The sequence below is a fragment of the Bradyrhizobium guangzhouense genome (genome assembly GCF_004114955.1).
In the GTDB taxonomy this organism is placed as follows: Bacteria; Pseudomonadota; Alphaproteobacteria; order Rhizobiales; family Xanthobacteraceae; genus Bradyrhizobium; species Bradyrhizobium guangzhouense.
Genome location: NZ_CP030053.1, coordinates 4,137,984 through 4,158,820 on the forward strand (window position 1 = coordinate 4,137,984; position 20,837 = coordinate 4,158,820).

Below are 20,837 nucleotides of genomic sequence, written 5' to 3' on the forward strand. Positions count from 1 at the left end.
AGGTTCACTATCAAAGTCGAAGGCTGCCGCTTAACGTGGCAAAATCGATTCCGGGATTCTCTCATCATGTCACCTGTCGCCTCACTCGGCCGCGCAGCCGGTCTTCTGCTCCTGATCTTCTCCGCGCTTGCTTCGGCGGCAAACGCGACCACGGTTGGGCGTGAGCAGGATATCGTTGATCTCAAGCTCGGCCAGCGCGTGCAGGTGGATGACGGAACCTGTCCGGCAGGACAGGTCAAGGAAGTGCGCGGCTCGAAGATGACGGACAAGGGCGTGGCGCGAACGGCATCCTGCGTGCCGCGGTTCGGTCCGAAGTCGAGGTGACGAGCATGATCCGGATCCGAGGGGCCGCGTTAGCGCAAAGAGTGAAGCGGTTTTCCGACGCGACATCAGCGGAGCGCGTTTGCGCGGAGATCATGCTCAAACAATAAACCCTTAAGACTTCGCCGGGTCGAACATGCACTGCAAGGTCGGCTTGGCGATCTTGGTGAAGGTCGCGCCGATCTCGCCTTGCTTCGCCGCCGGCACCCAATCGGTCTCGATCGTGGGAACCCCTGTTTCGCTGATGCCGCGCAGCAGCGCCTCGCGCAGGTCGCGATCCTCGACGACGGCTGCGGCATGATCATGCAGGCAGCCGCAAACCTCTTCCGGATGTTCCCAGCGCCCGAGCATGCGCGGCGCACATTGTCTCACGAACTCGGTGCGCGGATCGGGCAAGCGGCTTGGTGAGCGTACCTGCGCCTGAACGGAGCTGATGGTCAGAAGGGAGAGACACGCCGCGGCGCAGACACGAAGGTACATGATGGCGCCTTTGCGGGCTGATTTTTCTTGTTTGAGGGTCAGAAGCGCGCCGCCACAACGATCGGCTGCGGCGCCGTGGTTGATATCGGCGAGCCGCTGTACTGGAAGGTGCCGATGCCGGGCAGGTTGCCGTCGGGTGTTCCGGCGAGCGAGGAACCGGCGAGCACGAAACCGAAAGCAAGGATGAAGCTGAGCGCGCGCATGGGATGTCTCCGAATTGCGTGGCCGGCGGTGCCGCCGTCGTCGTTGTCACCCTGATAACCATCAGCGGTTTCTCCCGTGATGCGCCCAAAGCCCAAAATGGTTTCGTTCCCGGTGAGAATTGTTTCGTCGCCCGCGACGCGATGAAACAATCGCCTGAAAACTTCAATCATTTCAGATGGGGCGCTTGATGGTTTGAACCGGGATGAGAGCGACCGTTCGCGTCAGTCGAGGCAAGGCGGTCATATCCGCGACGTCCGCGCTTCACATGCATTTTACGGTTTTCTGCTGAAGAGGTCGGCAAACGAGGGCCAGTCCCGCCGATGAACCCAGAATCGATCGGACGCGACCGAAGCCTTCGAAACCGAACGGCCCGTCATTATCAGGGCCCATAGTTGAGGGATGGCCATCATGTTGGCGCAAGATCGCGCAACGGCGCGCGACGCGGCGCAGCCTACGGACCGCGCCGATCGAGAGATCAGCGTCCGCGCCGGTTCGACCGGCGCAATGGCGCTGCAATCAGGACGCGGCTACGAGGCCGCGCCCCAAGCGTTCGTGCGGCTGAGCGGCTCGCACCTCGTGAAACCGCGCGTGAAGCGCGATCACATCACTGACTGAACGCAAGTGCGTCACTGAGTGAACGCAAGTGCATCACTGGGTGAACGCAATTGCGTCACTGAGTGAAGAAGTCGCCGCACTTCTGGACGTTCGCGTCGGCCGGTCCCCACGGTATGATCGGCACGGTCGAGGTCGAGTTCTTCGGCGATCCCTCGATCAGCTTGTCCGAATAGACCATGTAGACCAGCACATTGCGCTTGGCGTCACAGCCGCGCACGATCTGCATCTTCTTGAAGAAGAGCGAGCGGCGCCTGCGGAACATGTCGTCGCCCTGCTCCATCTTCTCCCTGAACTTGATCGGCCCGATCTGGCGGCAGGCGAGCGAGACGTCCGAAACCTCTTCGGCAAGTCCCAGCCAGCCTTTGAAGCCCCCTCTCTCCGGCACCGTGAAATGACAGGCCACGCCCTCGACCTCGGGGTCGTCGAGGCCGTAGGTCGCGAGCTTGTCATTCGGGCTCATCCACTTGAATACCGTCGAGCGGCGGAAGATGAGATCCGGCTCGTCGGCGGCTTGCGCGCCCGTCGCGGGCAAGACCACAGCCAGGAGGAATAAAGCGAGGCCTTTCAAGCGGATGCCGGAAAGACCGGGGAAACGAGATGACATGAAGTTCTCCGGTAAAAAGTCCCTGCAATGTAGGCATGGAAAGTCGCGTCAGGAAGGTGACGGCAGGCGGGCGCGGCCGCCGTTTACCGCTCCGTGAGGCTTTTTTGTTACGTCTTGAACAAAAGTAGCGGACGGCAGAACCGCCGTGCTGGTGAACGCGTATCCCCTCTGCGACACTAACGTCTGATTTGGATTGTGGATTCGAGGAATGAATAGCGTGAACGGGTCCCCTTTTTCGGCCACGCCTGTCAGGCTGTGGCAGGTCGCGATTTTGGCGGCGGCGGGCGCGATCGGAACGGCGAGCCAGGCGGAAGCAGCGTTTTACTATTATCCGGATTACTCGGACGGAGCCTACGGACGGCAGCCGCGGTACATCGAGGAGCCGCGACTGAAGCCGCAGAAGCGCCGCGCGGCAGCCGCAAGGAACAAGAAAGAGACCGTCGTCGAGAAAGAGACCGGCGCGAAACCGCAAGGTCCGCTCGTCATCGTGGTCTCGATCGAGCGGCAGAAGGTGACGATCTACGACTCCAACGGCGTCTTCGCGGAAGCACCGGTGTCGACCGGCATGAAGGGCCACGCGACGCCGATGGGTGTGTTCAGCGTCATCCAGAAGCACAAATTCCACCACTCCAACATCTATAGCGGCGCGCCGATGCCGTACATGCAGCGGATCACCTGGTCCGGCGTCGCCATGCATGCCGGCGTGCTGCCGGGCTATCCGGCCTCGCACGGTTGCATCCGCATGCCGATGGCATTCGCGGTGAAGATGTGGAACTGGACCAAGATGGGCGCGCGCGTGATCGTCACGCCGGGCCAGATGGCGCCGCAAAGCTTCTCGCATCCGATGCTCGCGTCCCTGCGCGTCCCGCCGCAGCCCGCAGCCAGCCTCCAGCCGACGACGAGCGTCGGCGACAAGGCGGACAAGGGCGCGCCTGACACCAAGGTCGCGGACGCAAAGCCTGTTGAAACGAAGACCGCCAGCGCCGACGGCGTGCTCGAGCTGCGCTCCACGGTCGGCCACACCGTGATGTCGGATGCGACCACCGGCAATGCGCCGGTTCGCGAAGAAGCCGCCAAGACTGAGGTCGAGACTGAGGTCAAGACCGACACCAAGTCTGACGAGGCTTCCGAACCGGCCAAGCAGCCCGATACAGTTGCGAAGACGGACGAATCCGCCAAGCCCGCCGATGCGGCGAGCATCGAAGCAAAGCCCACGGAGGCTGCGGAAGCTCCCAAGGCGACGTCAGACGAGAAGCCGGTCGACAAGGTCGAGACCATCAAGTCCGAACAGTCCGAACCCGCGAAGGTCGAGGTGCCGAAGGCGGAAGCGCCCGCGCAAGCTGCTTTGCCCGATGCGAAGAAAGACCAGACCCGCATCGCCGATCCCGCGCCTTCCGTAAAGCCGGACCTGCCGAAGCGGACCGGCCAGATTGCGGTGTTCATCAGCCGCAAGGACTCCAAGCTCTATGTGCGGCAGAACTTCGCGCCGCTGTTCGACGTGCCCGTCACGATCGCGGCGAGCGATCGGCCGCTCGGGACCCATGTCTTCACGGCCGAGGTCGACAAGTCCGATTCGAATGCGCTGCACTGGTCGGTGGTGTCGCTGCCGGTTTCCGTCCGTGCTGCGGCACGCGACGATGATGGCCGTGTCGTGCACCGGCGTGGCGCCGCCGTGATCCCTGTTGCCGCAAAGCCCGTGGTGACGCCCGATAGCCCGGCCGAGGCCCTGGATCGCATCACGATCCCGGCCGACGCCATGGCGAAGATCAACGAGATGCTCACGTCGGGCGGCTCGGTCATCGTCTCCGACCAGGGCATCAACCAGGGTGAGACCGGCGAAGGCACCGACTTCATCGTCCGCCTTTACTGAGCCTGACGTCACGATAACGCGGTATTGAGCGAGCCGGCCGCAACGGCGGAGTAAGCTCCATCCCGGATCACATCCGGGGGACACCGCCATGTTGAACCGTAGGACAGTCGTCACCGCTGCGCTCCTCGCAGCAGCCGATTCGGCCACGCGCGTGCGGGCCGATGCCGGGATGAGTCGGATTTCGGCTTACGCCTTCTCATTCCCCGCGCTGTCCGGTGACGACATCCGCCTCGCCGCCTTCACCGGTAAGCCGCTGCTCATCGTCAATACGGCCTCGCTGTGCGGCTACACCCCACAATATGCCGGGCTGCAGGAGATCTGGAGCGAGTTTCGCCAGCGCGGCCTCACCGTGATCGGCGTGCCCTCCAATGATTTCGGCAGCCAGGAGCCCGGAGGCGCCAGCGAGATCTCGGAGACCGCGCACCACCAATACGGCGTTACCTTTCCGATGACGGCCAAGGCGGTCGTGTCTGGGGCGAAGGCGCATCCCTTCTACAAATGGGCGGCCGAGGCGCGGCCCAAGGAAGTTCCGAAGTGGAACTTCCACAAATACCTGATCGGCCGCGACGGTTACATCGCCGAAGTCTTTCCGTCAGCCGTGGAGCCGGCCGACACGCGCGTCAAAACCGCGATAGCCCGGACATTGGCCGATAGTTGATGGGCCGGCGGCAACGCGGTTGGGCACAATTGCGGCGAAGGGCCAAACAGCCGTTGCAATGGCGATGGAGCACCATCTAGGCTAGGATGATTAGGGGCAGGAAGGTTTTGCCGGAGGCGAAAAGCGACGGCGGAACAACGGGATCAATCTCGAGGACAACACCATGCGTGTGGCGGCAAAACTGATTTTGGCAAGCGCGATGTCCATTGCGCTGACAGGCGCGGCATGGTCGCAGACCTCGGCTGCAAAACCCGTAGCCGCCACCCAGGCCGCCCCCGCGGCAGCACCGGCTGCGGCCGCAGCTCCAGCAGCCGCCGCCCCGACGGCAGCTGCCGCGCAACCGAGCGCCGCCTTCCCGCCCCCGCCGCAACAGGCGCCGCAGCCGGCGCGCGCCGCCTGCAACAATCCGAACGCGCTGGGCGTCGCCCGCACCGTGGAGATCGACACGACAGGCGGTCCCGGCTTCGGCTTCGAGCATTTCAAGGAGCTCGACTTCCTGCGCGACAAGGAGGTCGTCCTGACCTTCGACGACGGCCCCTGGCCCCATAACACACCTGCGGTGCTGAAGGCGCTCGCCGACCAGTGCACCACCGGCATCTTCTTCTCGATCGGCAAGCATGCCACCTACGAGCCCGAGCTCCTGAAGCAGGTTTACGCAGCCGGTCACACCATCGGCACCCACACCTGGTCGCACGCCAATCTCAACGACAAGAAGCTGAGCGAGGCGCAGCGCAAGGACGAGATCGAAAAGGGCATCAGCGCCGTGAAATGGGCGCTCGGCGGCATCTCGCCGGCTGCGTTCTTCCGCTTCCCGGCCCTGCAGCACCCGCCGGAGATGGTCACCTATCTCGGCAACCGCAATGTGGCGATCTTCTCCTGCGACATCGACTCCTTCGACTTCAAGGCCTCGAAGCCCGAGAAGGTGATCGAGACCGTGATGAAGAAGCTCGAGAACAAGGGCAAAGGCATCATCCTGATGCACGACTTCCAGAAGCACACGGCGGAAGCGCTGCCCGAGCTTCTGAACCGCCTCAAGGCCGGCGGCTACAAGATCGTGGCGATGCGTGCCAAGGCGCCGGTCGCCTCGCTGCCCGAATACGACCAGGAGCTGATGAAGGACGTCAAGCTGCCGACCGTCAGCACGCGCCCGGTCAATTCCGTGGTGACGACCGTTTCCGAATAGTCGTCATTTGTCGTTCCATTTCGAAGGCTACGTCATCGTCTCGGCGGACGGCATGCTTGCCGACGCCAGCCACGTCATGCCCGACAGCCTGAAGTTCAAAGGCGACAAGCTGTTCTTCGAGCAGGCGCTCGATGGCGCGGCGCTGATCGTGCACGGCCGCAACTCGCACGAGGGTCAGCCCAACTCACCCAAGCGCAAGCGCCTGATCCTGACCCGCAAGATCAAGGCCCTCACCGTCGATCCCGAGATGCCGAACGCGACGCTGTGGAATCCGGAACATGCAAGCTTCGAGGAGGCCTGCGCGTTTGCCGATGTCGCCTCGGGGCGGGTCGCAATCATCGGCGGTCCCGTCGTGTTCGACATGTTCATGGACCGCTACGACACCTTCTGGCTGTCGGAAGCCCCCCATGTGCGACTGCCCGGCGGCGAAGGCTGCTTCGTCGATGTGCCGCGGCGGACGGCGCACGAGGTGCTGGCGTCACATGGACTCGCGCCGGGCACGCCTTACATGCTCGACGCGGTGCATGAGGTGACGGTCACGCCGTGGCGACGGTTGGATTAGCGCTCACACGTCCCCGTAAGCCGTCTCGGCCGAGCGCGTGGCGCGGCCATAGCCCATGATCATGAACAGCGCGCCGATGATCGAAAGATTCTTCAGCGCGTCGACCACCACCGCGGCGTTCTCGGGCGCGGTCTGGTTCCAGAAATCGGAAAACAGCACGGTCGAGACGGCGATGTAGATCACCATCAGCATCGCGAAGAACCGCGCGCCGAAATTCAGCGCGATCATCAGGCCTGCGATGATCTCGAGCCCGCCGATCGCAATCGCCAGCAGTTGCGGCGTCGTCATCGCGGTCGCAGTCTCGACCTGCTTGGCGTAGGGCGCGATCGCATCGGGCACCACGATCTTGCCGGCAATGAAATCGGCCGTCGCCTGGATGGCGATGAGCTTGGTCGCGCCCGTGTAGATGAACAGCACGGCGAACAGGATTCGCCCGAAAGTCACGAACGCTGGCATGGTCGGCCTCTTGGCAAAACGCTGAGCACGGGACGCGCTCGAGGATTATGATGAGTCCGCTTGCGGTTTTCAAACGGGGAAATGGAAAAGTACGAGTTATTCAAAAGTGGTGAGATGGGCACGGTGCCCCTTCTCCCCCTGTGCGAGAAGGTGGCGCGAAGCGCCGGATGAGGGGTAGCTCTCGGCGAATTCGACAAGCAACTTCACACGCGGAGACAGACCCCTCACCCGTCTCGCCGCTACGCGGCGAGCCACCCTCTCCCACAAGGGGAGAGGGAAGATAGACCGCCCCTACGTAAACAACGTCGGCTGTTGCCGGGCCGCGCGCTCCTGCGCTTCGACCACCGCGACCGCCGTCATATTGAGGATGCCGCGCGCCGTGACCGAGGGCGTCAGGATGTGGGCGGTCCGCGCCGGGCCGATCAGGATCGGGCCGACGGGCAGCGCATCCGCCAGCGACTTGATCATCTGGTAGGCGACATTGGCGGTATCCAGGTTCGGCATGATCATGATGTTGGCCTCGCCCTCCAGCTTGGAGTGCGGCAGCACCATTTTTCGGGCGGCGGCCGAGAGCGCCGTGTCGCCCTGCATCTCGCCGTCGGCTTCGATCTCCGGATGCTTCTCCTTCAGCAGCTGCGTTGCCCGGCGCATCTTGCGCGAGGAGTCGGTATCATAGCTGCCGAAATCGGAGTGCGAGACGAAGGCGATCTTCGGCTTGATGGTGAAGCGCTGGACGTGGACCGCGGCGAGCGAGGCGATCTCGGCCAGCTCTTCCGCGCTCGGATTGGGCCGCACTTGCGTGTCGGCGATGAAGAACGCGCCCTTGCTGGTGATCAGCAGCGCCAGCGCCGCATAGTCGCTGATGCCAGGCGAGAAGCCGACGATCTCGCGGACATGACGCAGATGGCTCATATAGCGGCCCTCGACGCCGCACAGCATCGCATCCGCCTCGCCGCGCGTCACCGCGAGAGCGGCGATGACGGTGTTGTTGGTACGCACCACCGTGCGCGCCGCATCCGGCGTCACGCCGCGGCGGCCGGCGACCTCGACATAGGACTGCACGTAGGAGCGGTAGCGCGGATCATCCTCGGGATTGACGAGATCGAAATCCTTGCCCGCCTTGATCGACAGGCCGAAGCGCTTGATGCGCGCCTCGACCACCGATGGGCGGCCGACCAGGATCGGCGTCGCCAGCTTCTCCTCCAGCACGACTTGCGTGGCGCGCAGCACGCGCTCGTCCTCGCCCTCGGCGTAGATCACGCGCACCGGCTGGGTCTTGGCCTTGGCGAACATCGGCTTCATGACGAGGCCGGAGCGGAAGGCGAAGCGCTCGAGCAGCGCGGTGTATTCGTCGAAATTGGTGATGGGGCGCGTTGCGACGCCCGACTCCATCGCCGCCTTCGCCACCGCCGGCGCGATGCGCAGAATGAGACGCGGATCAAACGGGCTCGGGATCAGCGAGCCTGGACCGAAGCCTTGCGTCTCGCCGGTATCAAAACCCTGCGCCACCGCATCGGACGGCGCCTCGCGCGCGAGCTGCGCGATGGCCTCGACGGCGGCGTGCTTCATCTCCTCGTTGATGGCGCTGGCGCCGACATCGAGTGCGCCGCGGAAGATGAAGGGGAAGCAGAGAACGTTGTTGACCTGGTTCGGATAGTCCGAGCGCCCGGTGCAGATCATGGCGTCGGGACGCACTTTTCGCGCTTCTTCCGGCATGATCTCAGGGGTCGGATTGGCGAGCGCCATGATGAGAGGCTTCTCGCCCATCGCCTTGGCCATCTCGGGCTTGAGCACGCCCGGTGCCGAGAGGCCGATGAAGATGTCGGCGCCGCCGATGACGTCGCCGAGCGTGCGCTTGTCGGTCTTCTGCGCATAGACCGCCTTCCAGCGGTCCATCGAGGTGTTGCGGCCCTCATGCACGAGGCCGTCGATGTCGCAGACCCAGATGTTCTTGCGCTGCGCGCCCATCGACACCAGCAGATTGAGCGTCGCGATGGCCGCGGCCCCTGCCCCCGACGCGACGATCTTGACGTCCGACAGCTTCTTGCCGTTCAGCCTGAGCCCGTTGGTGATGGCGGCGGCGACGATGATCGCGGTGCCGTGCTGGTCGTCATGAAAGACCGGGATCTTCATGCGCTCCTTCAGCCGAGCCTCGATCTCGAAGCATTCCGGACCCCGGATGTCTTCCAGATTGATGCCGCCGAAGGTCGGCTCGAGCGCAGCCACGGTCTCGACCACGCGGTCGATGGTGTCGGCGGCGATTTCGATGTCGAACACGTCGATGCCGGCGAATTTCTTGAACAGGACCGCCTTGCCCTCCATCACCGGCTTGGAGGCCAGCGGGCCGATATTGCCGAGGCCGAGCACCGCGGTGCCGTTCGAGACGACGGCGACCAGATTGGCGCGGGTGGTCAGCGTGGCGGCCTCGGCCGGGTTCTTGGCGATCTCGGTGCAGGCGGCCGCAACGCCCGGAGAATAGGCAAGCGCGAGGTCGCGCTGGTTGGCAAGCGGCTTGCTCGCCTGGATCTCGAGCTTTCCGGGGCGCGGCAGACGATGATAGGCCAGTGCCGCCTGGTGGAGATCATCAGAATAGGACGACATGCGGTCTCTTGCCTCGCGTTACCGGCCTCAAAATGCATCATCCGGAGCGGCCATCCAAGCGGATGGTATTTCCGGGTCGTGGAAACGGGATGAAGCACGGCCGCAGGCCCGGTGGCAACATCCGATTGCGCCGCCATCAACAGGGCCAGCCGTCAAATATTTGAAAGCGCTGGCTTTCCCTGGACCTTGCGATGTTTCCTCAATATGGCAGCTTGCGCAGCGCACAACGAGCAACTGGAGCTGGTAATGAAGCGGATCCTGATCGGCCTGATCGTCGCAGCCGTGCTCGCCGCAGGCGGATGGTTCGGCTTCAACCTCTATGTCCGGCACCGCGTCACCGCCGAGATCGAGGCGGCGTTCGAGCAGGTGCGCTCAGGCGGCGGCAAGGCAAGCCACGGCAAGATCGGGTTCGATCTGCCGAGCCGGACGCTGACGATCGAGGACATCGATGTCGAGCCGGGACGGCCTCCCCTGGCCGGCGTCAAGGCTGCGAGCTTCAAGGCGGTCGGTGTTCGCCAACTCGACGAGGCGCACATCGCGGCCGACAATGTCGAAATCGAGGGCGCGGAGTTGGCGATCGATGGAGCCGCAGGTGCGGCGAGCATGAAGCTGACTTACAAGATCCCACGGATCGCATTGACCGGATATTCCGGGCCCGCCCGCATGCAGGGCGCGCCAGCCTCTGACTCGATTATCGACGCATATCGGTTTGGGCTCGAGCAATTCGCAGCCATGACCGCCGGCTCCCTAAGCATCCCAACCATAACCGCCGCCATGACCGGCATCACCGGAGGAGGAACCGGCGACATTACGTATTCGGGGTTGACGTTCCGCAACATCGATCACGGCAAGATTGAAACGGCAAAGGTCGAGCGCGCTCTTGTCACCATCAATGTGCAGCAGCCGCGTCCGGATAAAGTCACCTCGGGATTCTCCGACGCGACGATCGACGATTTCGACGCAAACGTCGTGATCGCCGCCCTCAATCCGGAAAAGACTGACGACGACAGCTATCGCCGTGTTTATCGACGGATATCGACCGCATACGATATGACGTCGACTGCCGGCATCGGCGCGAAAATCGGCCGCATCCTGGTCGAGGACATCGCGTATCGGCCGTCGAAGTTTCGTCCTGCAGAGCTGCTCGCTGTTCTGCCAAAGGATCCGTCTGCATCTCAGAATCCGGCGCGGATGCGCGAATTGATGGAGAAGCTCGCGAACATCTACGAGGGCGCGCGGGTCGGCAAGGTGACATTAACCGATTTGTCGATGAATACACCGCAGGGGACCGGCAAGCTCAACGCCGTCACATATTCCGAAGGCGATTTCGCACTGGAAGGCCTCGATGCACCGGCGCCGCAGGGTCAATTCAAGATGGAGCGGTTCGCGTTGAAGTCCTTCAGCGTCACCAACCTGATCCGCTGGGCCGCGGACCTCACGAAAAACGCCGGGCGGCCGCCCTCGCCGGATCAGATGCTGGGGCTGTTCGGCGTGCTCGCAGGCGCGGAGATCAAGGGCGTGGTTGCACCCTTCAAGAACACCAAGAAACTGGTCACGATCGACACGATGAGCCTGGACTGGGGGCAGCTGGTCGGCTCGATCCCGAGCAAGGCGCATGTGGTTGCGAAATTCGTCACGCCGACCGATCCATCCGATCCGAAGCAGCTTCCGTTGATGGCCAGTGGGATCGACAAGCTCGCGATCGACCTCGATCTCGGCGCCGAGTGGCGCGAGGCGTCCAACAGCCTCGCGCTTGCGCCGGCGACCCTCGACATCGGAGGGATTGCAAGAGCGCAATTGGGCATCACGCTCGGCAACGTCCCGCGCGAGGTGTTTTCGACCGATCCCGCGCAGCTCATGGGCCAGGCAGCCAGGATCGAGGCAGGCTCGCTCGCCTTCTCGCTGCGCGACAATGGCGGCGTCGAGGCCGCAGCGACGCAATACGCACGGAGCAAAAACGTCAGCCGCGACGCCGCACGCCAGGCGCTCGCCGACAACGTTAGGGCACATCGGGAGGACATCGCCGCCGACAATCCGGAAGCGGGCGCGGCGGTGGACGCGATCGCAGGTTTCATCGAGACCCCAGGCCAGACGCTCGTCATCAAGCTGACGCCTCGCGCCAAGGCGCCGCTGATGCAGATCATGCAGCTCCTGCAAACCGATCCTGGAAACGCGCTGGCGCAATTCAAGATCGAGGCGTCGACGGGGCTGTAAGACGGGCGGTGGCGTGTCCCGGACGCGCTGCAGCGTGTAACGCTGCCGCGCAGAGCCGGGACCCAGGACGGCCGCGGTTCGCCGAAGGATGGGCCCCGGCTCAGCAGCGCATCACTGCGTGCTGCGCTGCGTCCGGGGCACGAGGCTCAACCTCACTTCTGCGGCAGGTTCACCCGCACATGCAGCTCGCGGAGCTGCTTGGTCGTGGCTTCCGACGGCGCTCCCATCAAGAGGTCGGCGTATTGCTGGTTCATCGGGAACAGCGAGATCTCGCGCAGATTGTTGGTGCCGCACAGCAGCATGACGATGCGCTCGAGGCCGGCGGCCATGCCGCCATGCGGCGGTGCACCGTACTGGAACGCGCGATACATGCCGCCGAACCGCTCGACGACCTCCTGCTCGCCATAGCCGGCGATCTCGAATGCCTTCACCATCGCCTCGGGCACATGGTTGCGGATGCCGCCCGACGCCATCTCGTAGCCGTTGCAGGCGATGTCGTACTGGAAGGCCTTGATGGTCAGCGGATCCTGCGACTTCAGCGCGTCGAGGCCCCCTTGCGGCATCGAGAACGGGTTGTGCGAGAAGTCGACCTTCTTGTTCTCCTCGTCATACTCGTACATCGGGAAGTCGACGATCCAGGCGAACGCGAACTGATCCTTGTCGATCAGGTTCAATTCCTCACCGACCTTGGTGCGCGCCATGCCGGCGAACTTCCAGAACTTCTCCGGGTCTCCAGCCACGAAGAACGCGGCATCGCCCTCCTTGAGATGGAGCTGTTCGCGGATCGCGGCCGTGCGGTCCGGGCCGATATTGTTGGCGAGGGGACCGGCGCCCTCACCGCCCTCGCGCCACATGATGTAGCCGAGACCGGGCTGGCCTTCGCCCTGCGCCCACGAGTTCATGCGGTCGCAGAAGGCGCGGCTGCCGCCGCCCTTGCCAGGGATTGCCCAGACCTGGTTCTTCGGGTCCTCGAGCATGCGCGCGAACACCTTGAAGCCGGAGCCGCGGAAGTGCTCCGACACGTCCTGCATCTCGATCGGGTTGCGCAGGTCCGGCTTGTCGGTACCGTATTTGCGCAGTGCCTCGGCAAACGGAATCCGCGGCCAGTTTCTGGTGACACGCTTGCCGTTGGCGAACTCCTCGAACACGCCGGTGATGACCGGCTCCATCGCGGCGAACACGTCGTCCTGGGTGACGAAGCTCATCTCGACGTCGAGCTGGTAGAACTCCGGCAGACGATCGGCGCGCGGGTCCTCGTCGCGGAAGCAGGGCGCGATCTGGAAGTAGCGGTCGAAGCCCGACATCATCAACAGCTGCTTGTACTGCTGCGGGGCCTGCGGCAGCGCATAGAACTTGCCGGGATGGATGCGCGAGGGCACCACGAAGTCACGCGCGCCCTCCGGCGAGGAGGCCGTCAGGATCGGCGTCTGGAATTCGAAGAAGCCCTGCTCCTTCATCCGCTTGCGCAGGGAGTCGACCACCGCGCCGCGCGTCATGATGTTCTGGTGCAGCTTCTCGCGGCGCAGATCGAGGAAGCGGTACTTCAGCCTGATATCCTCGGGATAGTCCTGATCGCCGAACACCGGCAGCGGCAGGTCGCCGGCAGGTCCCAGCACCTCGATCTCGCTGACATAGACCTCGACCTTGCCGGTGGCGAGATCGTCGTTGTCCGTGCCCGCCGGACGCCGGCGGACCTTGCCGTCCATCCGCACCACGAACTCCGAGCGCAGCTTTTCGGCCAGCGCGAACGCCGTCGAGTCCGGGTCGACCACGCACTGGGTCAGGCCATAATGGTCGCGCAGGTCAATGAACAGCACACCGCCATGGTCGCGAACGCGATGGACCCAGCCCGAGAGGCGGATGGTCTCGCCGATGTTGCTCTCGCGGAGCGCGCCGCATGTATGTGACCGGTAGCGATGCATGGTCGTCCCAAAATCAATGTCGGAGGATACGAATCGGACGGCCTGAAACGACCGGTCCGACGTTGCGGCAGGGTTTACCCCGGGAGGACCAAGGCGGCAACCGAGGGAACGCTCTGTTTTGGGCCCCGAAGGCCCCTTTTTGGACCATTTGGGCCCAAGCCTTTGCCATCAGGCGTTCCAGCCCTATCTTGAGGCCATGACGGTCCATTTCCCCTTCCAGAACTCCTATTCGGCGCTGCCGGACAGCTTCTTTGCCCGGGTCGCGCCGACCCCCGTATCCGCGCCCCGGCTGATCAAGTTGAACCGGGCCCTGGCCGTCCAGCTCGGGCTCGATCCTGATCTGCTGGAGACCCCTGAGGGCGCCGAGATCCTGGCCGGCAAGACGGTTCCCGCAGGAGCTGATCCCATTGCCATGGCCTATGCCGGCCATCAGTTCGGGCATTTCGTGCCCCAGCTCGGCGACGGCCGCGCCATCCTGCTCGGCGAGGTCATCGACCGTGACGGCGTGCGTCGTGACATTCAGCTCAAGGGCTCTGGTCCCACCCCGTTCTCGCGCCGCGGCGATGGCCGCGCCGCCCTCGGGCCGGTCTTGCGCGAATACATCGTCAGCGAAGCCATGTTCGCGCTCGGCATTCCCACCACGCGCTCGCTCGCCGCCGTCGTCACCGGTGAGCACGTCATCCGCGAGACCGCGCTGCCCGGCGCGGTGCTGACGCGCGTCGCCTCGAGCCATATCCGCGTCGGCACCTTCCAGTACTTCGCCGTCCGCCGCGACACCGATGCGATCCGCCGGCTCGCCGACCACGTCATCGCCAGGCATTATCCGGATCTGCTCCACGCGGAGCGGCCCTATCACGCCCTGCTCGCCGCAATCGTCGCACGGCAGGCCGAGCTCATCGCGCGCTGGCTGCTGGTCGGCTTCATCCACGGTGTAATGAACACCGACAACAGCTCCATATCAGGCGAGACCATCGATTACGGCCCCTGCGCCTTCATGGATGCCTACAACCCCGCGCAGGTATTCTCGTCGATCGACGAGATGGGCCGCTACGCCTATGCCAACCAACCGCGCATCGGCTTGTGGAATCTGACACGCCTCGCCGAATGCCTGCTGCCGCTGTTCTCTGATGACCAGGAGAAGGCGGTCGCGGAAGCGCAGGACATCCTCGGCGCCTTCAGCGAGACGTTCAGTGCCGCCTACCAGGCCGGCCTGCGCAGCAAGGTCGGCCTGTTCACGGCGCGCGATGGCGACGAGGCGCTGATCCAGGATTTGCTCGACGCGATGGCCAAGAACCAGGCCGACTTCACCCTCACCTTCCGCAAGCTCGGCGATGCCGCAGCCGATGACGGCGCCGATTTGCGCGCACAGTTCATGGAGCCCGCAGCGTTCGACGAGTGGGCCGGCCGCTGGCGCGCGCGTATCGCGCTGGAGCCGCAGACGCCGGCGGAACGGCGAGCGGCGATGCACGCCGTCAATCCGATCTTCATTCCACGCAACCACCGCGTCGAGGCCGTGATCCAGGCGGCGGTGAACGACGACAATTACGCGCCGTTCGAGGAATTGGTGAAGGTGCTGGCGAAGCCCTACGAGGACCAGCCGGACTACGCCGCCTACGCCGATCCGCCGCTGCCGGACCAGCTCGTGTTGCAGACGTTCTGCGGGACGTAGCAAAGAGCTCCGCTTCGTAGGGTGGATTAGCGAAGCGTAATCCACCACTTCTCTCAGCACACGGCAAGTAAAGAGGTGGATTACGCTTCGCTAATCCACCCTACAGTTACGCGCGTTCGCCAAACTCGCCCGCGATCTTGAAGTCCCCGCCCCAATCTTCCGGAAACAATCCGGCCCGCACGTCGCGATGAAACGACGAGTACGGCCAGTCACGCACGTTCGAGACGTGGCCGTGCTTGACTGGATTGAAATAACAATATTCGACATGACGCGCATAATCGGCCTCGTCGCGAATGAGATGCTCCCAGAATCGGCGTTGCCAGATGCCGCGTTCGTTCCGCGCGACACGGACTGCGCTTAGTCGTTCATTCGCCGGGAGCGCTTTCGCGAAGCGTGCCTTGATCAACCGCCAGCGCACCGAGAAATCAGCGTCGCCCGTCGGCAACCTCCAGATGGCATGCAGATAATCCGGAAGAACCACGAAAGCATCAATGCCGAAGGGATGGCTGTGGCGCGTTGCGGCGACCGCGTCCCGTAGAATTTCGATCTGATCGGTCAAAGGAGCTTGCCGTCGATCGAGCAAATTCACGGTGAAGAACCAACATCCTCCGGGGATAAATGCGCGGCGGTAGCTCGACATGAAAGGAGAATAGCACAACTTTGAGTTGGCTCACAGAGGTGGATTACGCTTCGCTAATCCACCCTACGTTGTTGCGCCGAGACGCATCGATCAAACACGCGCAAGCCATCCCCCCGGCAACCACCGGCTACTGGGCATGGGGTCGTTTTCGATATTTTGCGAGGCTTGCAGCTCGGCGCCTTCGCCGGCGCTTGTTGTGGAATTCGAAGCCCTCGGGAACCGCTGTCATCAAACTGAAACACACGCGCTCTAACGCCCTGCCAGGGCCGTCTTGCCGGAGGCGCCCATCCGCTAGACAGCCCCGACAGAGCGCGCCATGCCCTTCAAGTTCATCCATATCACCGACACGCACCTGGCCAACCCCGGGCTGAAGCTCTACGGCCTCGATCCGCGCGCGCGGCTGGACGCGGCGATCGCCGACATCAACAAGCACCAGTCCGATGCCGCCTTTGCAGTCGTGACGGGCGACCTCACTCATTGGGGCGAGCCTGAATCCTACGCCAATTTCGCCGAGGCGATGGCGGCGCTGAAGATCCCCTACATCGCCATGGTCGGCAATCACGACAAGCGCGTCGCCTGCCTCGACGGACTGAAAGCCGCGCCGCGCGATCCCAACGGTTTCGTCCAGGGCACCCGCACCACCGAGCACGGCCTGTTCGTCTTCCTCGACACGCTGGACGAGACCAGCCATGCCGGCGAGATGTGCGCGAAACGCTTCGATTGGCTGGCGAAGACGTTTCAAAGCGCGCCCGCCGACATGCCGTTCGTCGTCTTCATGCATCATCCGCCCTTCCCGGTCGGCGTCCACGCGATGGACGAGATCGGGCTGAAGCAGAGCGCGGAGTTTGCCGAAGTGATCGCGCCCTACCGGTCGCGCATCCGCCACCTGTTCTTCGGCCATGTGCACCGCCCGATCTTCGGCAGCTACGGCAAGATTCCGTTCTCGACGCTGCGCGGCACCAACCACCAGGTCTGGTTCGAGCTCGACGCCAACGCCGCCGACCATCTGGCAAGCCACGAGCCACCGGCCTATGGCGTGGTGTTGATCGACGACGACAACCTCGTCGTGCACAGCCACGACTTCCTCGACACCAGTCTGCGCTTCCCCTTCGAGCCGCCCGCGGGCGTGGACGGCCGCGACTATGCGCTCAATTTCCCGGCGCGGTGACATGAGCCTCGCTGAACCCGCGGCCCTCCCCGTCGCGGCATCGGCGCCGCCGCGCCTGAACATCGCGATGCGGTTCACGACCCGCTTCAAAGCCTCGCTGCCGGCCTATCTGCTGCTGCTGCCCTCGCTGATCTTCCTCGCGCTGTTCACCTATGGCGCGATGGGCCGCGTGATCATCGATGCGCTCTACCAGCGCGCCACGCCCAAGGCGCCGCTTCGCTTCGTCGGCCTGGACAATATCGCGGCGGTGCTGGCGGACCCCGCCTTCACCGGCGCCGTCGTCAACAATCTGATCTACGCGGTCGGCACCGCGATCCCGAGCATCGGCCTTGCGCTGCTGTTCGCGCTGGCGCTGGCGCGGACCAATGTCGTGACAAGCGCGCTGCGGGCCGCGCTGTTCCTGCCGGTGCTGATCCCGATGGTCGCGGCATCGGCGCTGTTCCTGTTCATCTTCCTGCCCAATGTCGGCCTGCTCGACTACTATCTCGGCCGGCTGCTGCCGGTGCTGCCGAACTGGCTCGGCGACCCCGATATCGCGCTCTACGCGATCATGATCATCACGATCTGGAAGAACGCCGGCTACTACATGCTGTTCTTCCTGGCCGGCCTCCAGGCCGTGCCCGAGGATGTGATGGAAGCCGCGCATCTCGATGGCGCCGGTCCCTTCATGCGGCTGCGCTACATCATCCTGCCCGAGCTCAAGCCGACCTTCCTGTTCGTCATTGTCATCGCCACGCTCAATGCGGTGACGCAGGTCGACCACGTCTTCGTCATGACCAAGGGCGGTCCGTCGAACGCCACCAACCTCGTGCTGTTCTACATCTATCAGCAGGCCGTCGAGCATTACGACATCGGCATGGCTTCGGCCGCAACGCTGCTGACCCTCGCCGCCCTGATGGCGCTCACCGCACTGTCGTTCCGCACCATGGCGAAGCGCGAGGGCGGGCCATGAAACTGATCGATCGGCTCTACAAGGACGCTCCGCTCGCCACCCGCAACGAGATCACGCCCAAACTCGGCTTCTTGCTGACCGTGCTGCTCGCGTTCGCCTGGCTGATCCCGTTCCTGTGGATGGGGGTTGCGACCCTGCGCCCCTCCTCCGACGGCATCAACCTGATGGCCGAGCTGATCCCGAGCTTCAAACCGACGCTCGACAATATGAGGGACGCCTGGGAGATCGGCGACTTCCCGCGCTACTTCCTCAACACCACGATCATCTGCACCGGCATTCTCCTGGTGCAGTTCTTTACGATCACCCTTGCAGGCTTTGCGTTTGCGCGGCTCGATTTCGCCGGCAAGACGCTGATCTTCTATCTGTTCCTGATGCAGCTGATGCTGGTGCCGGTGCTGCTGATCGTACCGAACCTGCGCATCATCGCGCAGTTCGGCCTCTACGACACGCTCGCCGGCGTGATGATGCCGTTCTTCGCCTCCGCCTTCGGCACCTTCCTGATGCGACAAGCGTTCGAAGCGATTCCGACCGAACTGGAAGACGCGGCGCTGATCGATGGCGCCAGCCTGATCCAGCGCATCCGCCACATCTACGTGCCGCTGTCGATCCCGAGCTTCTCGGCCTTCGCCATCATCTCCGTGACCAGCCACTGGAACGACTTCCTGTGGCCGCTGATGGTGATCAATTCGCCGGACAAGCGGCCGCTCACGGTCGGCCTCTCGGTCTTCACCGCGACCGCGGAAGGCACGCAGGCCTGGGGCACCATCGCCGCAGGCACGCTGATGGTGATCGCACCGCTGCTCATCACCTTCCTGATCTTCCAGAAGCGTTTCATCAGCTCTTTCGTCACCTCAGGCATCAAATAGGAGATTTTCCGATGCTGTTCTCCCGCCGGCTCATGCTCGGCCTCGCCATGGCAGGCACTCTGGCAAGTGCGCTCGCCTTCCCGGCTCTCGCCGGTGAAGGTCCAACCGAGATCGACCTGTTCTTCCCCGTGCCCGTCGACGGCAAGCTCGCCCGCGACATGGGCACCTTGATCAAGGAGTTCAACGACGGTCACCCCGACATCAAGGCGACCGCGGTCTACACCGGCTCCTATGACGACACGCTGATCAAGACGCGCGCCTCGATCAAGGCCGGCAAGCCGCCGGCCGCAGTGATCATGTCGGCCAACTTCCTGCTCGACATGCAGATCGAGAGCGAGCTGACCAATCTCGATCCGTTGATCAAGGCGGACGGCACCACCAAAGAGCAATTTCTCGGTCAGTTTTTCCCCGCGCTCAGCGGCAATGCGGTGATCAATCGCTCCGTCTACGGCGTCCCCTTCCAAAATTCGACGCCGCTGCTCTACATCAACGCCGACAAGGCCAAGGAAGCCGGCCTCGATCCGAACAAGCCGCCGCAGACCTGGGCCGAACTGACCGACTGGGCCAAGAAGCTCACCAAGCGTGAGGGCGACAAGGTCACGCAATGGGGAATCGCGATCCCCTGCGCCTATGACTATTGCGGCTGGATGATGGAAACGCTCACCATGACCAATGGCGGGCGCTACTACAACGAGGAGTTCGGCGGCGAAGTCTATTACGACACGCCCTCCATGCTGGGCGCACTGACCTGGTGGAGCGAGCTCGTGAGCAAGCACAAGGTTCACCCGCCCGGCGCCACGCCCGGCCCTGCCGTCAGCACCTCCTTCATATCAGGCAACGCCGCGATGATGATGCTCTCGACGGGCTCGCTGACCTACGTGCGCGAGAACGCCAAGTTCAACTACAAGGTCGCTTTCATTCCGCGCAACGTGCGCAATGCCGTGCCGATCGGCGGCGCCTCGCTGATCATTCCGGCGGGCGTCGAAGCCGACAAGCAGAAGGCCGCCTGGACGCTGATCAAGTGGATGACCTCGCCCGAGAAGAGCGCCTGGTGGAGCCGGGCCACCGGCTATTTCGCGCCCAACATGGCCGCCTACAAGACCCCCGACATGATCGACTTCCTCAACAAGAACCCGGACGCCAAGACCGCCGTCGAACAGCTCGACGTCGCAAAGCCCTGGTTCGCGACCTACAAGACCGTGCCGGTCCGCAAGAATCTCGAGGACGAGGTCATGCTGGTCCTCAACGGCAAGAAGCAGCCGAAGGAAGCCCTCGTCGCGGCCCAGAAGGCGGCGGATGAGACGCTGAAGCCGTACAATGCGGAGACGTCGCTGAAGCTGCCGTAAGCAGCCTCTGTGACTTCGTAAGGTGGGTTAGCTGGGCGAAGGCGCGAAGCGCAGTTCGCCCAGCGTAACCCACCTCCTCTGCCCCCGCGGATAGAACAGTGGTGGATTACGCCTTCGGCTAACTAATCCACCCAACGGCCTCAGAGGTTGTCAGCACGATCTTGCCGAGCTGCGTATTCACTTCCGAACACCGCTCACCAAACGCCGCGCGGGAGCCATCTCCGAAAAGGGCCAGCATGGCATCGTGCCACTGTTTTGCCCGACGCTGCAAGCAATATTCGATAAATACGAAATTATGCAATTCTGAGATCGCCGCCGACCGACGACAGGCTGGTTACGACAACGAACCCGCGCCGCAGATGCAGCGACCCTTGCCGGGCTGCCGTCGATTTGCTCGACTCTGCAATGACATGACCAAGTGCACTTCGCGCCAGCGAGCAATCGCGCCTCTACTGTGCATGGGGTTGTTTTCGTGTCTTGCAGGAGGTCGAGCCGGCAACGAGGGA

Annotated in this window: 19 protein-coding genes; 12 read left to right on the forward strand and 7 right to left on the reverse strand. The window is 63.6% G+C overall.

All coding sequences use genetic code 11. From position 1 onward, the window contains the following. The first annotated feature begins 66 nt into the window (after positions 1–66). Positions 67–324, forward strand: coding sequence for a DUF6719 family protein (locus XH91_RS19990; RefSeq protein WP_128952158.1), 258 nt, complete (start codon positions 67–69; stop codon positions 322–324). A gap of 111 nt (positions 325–435) precedes the next feature. Here XH91_RS19990 and XH91_RS19995 read toward each other — a convergent pair whose 3' ends face one another. Continuing rightward, entirely contained in the window at positions 436–801 is a 366-nt protein-coding gene (locus XH91_RS19995; RefSeq protein ID WP_128952159.1) for a hypothetical protein, read from the reverse strand. A gap of 38 nt (positions 802–839) precedes the next feature. Further along, positions 840–1,175 carry a hypothetical protein gene (locus XH91_RS20000; protein WP_128952160.1) on the reverse strand — a complete coding sequence of 112 codons (336 nt, stop codon included), beginning with the start codon at positions 1,173–1,175 and terminating at the stop codon, positions 840–842. Positions 1,176–1,404: 229 nt separating this feature from the next. On the opposite strand from XH91_RS20000, the gene XH91_RS20005 reads away from it, so the two are divergent. Further along, positions 1,405–1,620 carry a hypothetical protein gene (locus XH91_RS20005; protein ID WP_347338607.1) on the forward strand — a complete coding sequence of 72 codons (216 nt, stop codon included), beginning with the start codon at positions 1,405–1,407 and terminating at the stop codon, positions 1,618–1,620. Between the two features lie 55 nt (positions 1,621–1,675). Here XH91_RS20005 and XH91_RS20010 read toward each other — a convergent pair whose 3' ends face one another. Next, complete coding sequence (locus tag XH91_RS20010) at positions 1,676–2,224, reverse strand: CreA family protein (RefSeq protein WP_128952161.1); 549 nt, start codon at positions 2,222–2,224, stop codon at positions 1,676–1,678. A 208-nt stretch (positions 2,225–2,432) separates the two neighbouring features. Here XH91_RS20010 and XH91_RS20015 point away from each other — a divergent pair, with 208 nt between their 5' ends. From XH91_RS20015 to XH91_RS20030, 4 genes are all read left to right on the forward strand, one after another. Then, positions 2,433–4,094 carry a L,D-transpeptidase gene (locus XH91_RS20015; RefSeq protein ID WP_128952162.1) on the forward strand — a complete coding sequence of 554 codons (1,662 nt, stop codon included), beginning with the start codon at positions 2,433–2,435 and terminating at the stop codon, positions 4,092–4,094. Between the two features lie 88 nt (positions 4,095–4,182). Beyond that, positions 4,183–4,752: a glutathione peroxidase gene (locus tag XH91_RS20020; protein ID WP_128952163.1), complete on the forward strand. Its 570-nt coding sequence runs from the start codon at positions 4,183–4,185 to the stop codon at positions 4,750–4,752. 163 nt (positions 4,753–4,915) lie between these two features. Further along, a complete protein-coding gene (locus XH91_RS20025; protein WP_128952164.1) occupies positions 4,916–5,935 on the forward strand; it encodes a polysaccharide deacetylase family protein in 1,020 nt (339 codons plus the stop codon). Between the two features lie 7 nt (positions 5,936–5,942). Then, positions 5,943–6,497 (forward strand): dihydrofolate reductase family protein, encoded by a 555-nt coding sequence (locus XH91_RS20030; protein ID WP_164934229.1) that lies wholly within the window; start codon positions 5,943–5,945, stop codon positions 6,495–6,497. Positions 6,498–6,500: 3 nt separating this feature from the next. On the opposite strand, the gene XH91_RS20035 is transcribed toward XH91_RS20030, so the two are convergent. Together XH91_RS20035 and XH91_RS20040 are read right to left on the reverse strand one after the other, a co-directional pair. Further along, positions 6,501–6,953, reverse strand: a complete 453-nt coding sequence (locus tag XH91_RS20035) for a DoxX family protein (protein ID WP_128952165.1) — start codon at positions 6,951–6,953, stop codon at positions 6,501–6,503. Positions 6,954–7,244: 291 nt separating this feature from the next. Next, positions 7,245–9,554, reverse strand: a complete 2,310-nt coding sequence (locus tag XH91_RS20040) for an NADP-dependent malic enzyme (RefSeq protein ID WP_128952166.1) — start codon at positions 9,552–9,554, stop codon at positions 7,245–7,247. 246 nt (positions 9,555–9,800) lie between these two features. On the opposite strand from XH91_RS20040, the gene XH91_RS20045 reads away from it, so the two are divergent. Next, on the forward strand, positions 9,801–11,768 hold the full coding sequence (locus tag XH91_RS20045) for a hypothetical protein (protein WP_128952167.1): 1,968 nt from the start codon (positions 9,801–9,803) through the stop codon (positions 11,766–11,768). 152 nt (positions 11,769–11,920) lie between these two features. On the opposite strand, the gene aspS is transcribed toward XH91_RS20045, so the two are convergent. Further along, on the reverse strand, positions 11,921–13,690 hold the full coding sequence (gene aspS / locus XH91_RS20050) for an aspartate--tRNA ligase (RefSeq protein ID WP_128952168.1): 1,770 nt from the start codon (positions 13,688–13,690) through the stop codon (positions 11,921–11,923). 196 nt (positions 13,691–13,886) lie between these two features. On the opposite strand from aspS, the gene XH91_RS20055 reads away from it, so the two are divergent. Then, positions 13,887–15,359: a protein adenylyltransferase SelO gene (locus XH91_RS20055; protein ID WP_128952169.1), complete on the forward strand. Its 1,473-nt coding sequence runs from the start codon at positions 13,887–13,889 to the stop codon at positions 15,357–15,359. 106 nt (positions 15,360–15,465) lie between these two features. On the opposite strand, the gene XH91_RS20060 is transcribed toward XH91_RS20055, so the two are convergent. Next, on the reverse strand, positions 15,466–15,999 hold the full coding sequence (locus XH91_RS20060; RefSeq protein ID WP_128952170.1) for an REP-associated tyrosine transposase: 534 nt from the start codon (positions 15,997–15,999) through the stop codon (positions 15,466–15,468). Positions 16,000–16,315: 316 nt separating this feature from the next. On the opposite strand from XH91_RS20060, the gene XH91_RS20065 reads away from it, so the two are divergent. The 4 genes from XH91_RS20065 to XH91_RS20080 are packed head-to-tail and all read left to right on the forward strand — an operon-like array spanning position 16,316 to position 20,331. Continuing rightward, positions 16,316–17,167, forward strand: coding sequence for a phosphodiesterase (locus tag XH91_RS20065; protein ID WP_128952171.1), 852 nt, complete (start codon positions 16,316–16,318; stop codon positions 17,165–17,167). Between the two features lies 1 nt (position 17,168). Beyond that, positions 17,169–18,119 carry a carbohydrate ABC transporter permease gene (locus XH91_RS20070; protein ID WP_164934228.1) on the forward strand — a complete coding sequence of 317 codons (951 nt, stop codon included), beginning with the start codon at positions 17,169–17,171 and terminating at the stop codon, positions 18,117–18,119. Beyond that, positions 18,116–18,985, forward strand: coding sequence for a carbohydrate ABC transporter permease (locus XH91_RS20075; protein ID WP_128952173.1), 870 nt, complete (start codon positions 18,116–18,118; stop codon positions 18,983–18,985). Before XH91_RS20070 ends, XH91_RS20075 begins: the two co-directional genes overlap by 4 nt. Before the next feature lie 11 nt (positions 18,986–18,996). Further along, positions 18,997–20,331, forward strand: a complete 1,335-nt coding sequence (locus XH91_RS20080; protein WP_128952174.1) for an ABC transporter substrate-binding protein — start codon at positions 18,997–18,999, stop codon at positions 20,329–20,331. The last annotated feature ends 506 nt before the right edge of the window (positions 20,332–20,837 follow it).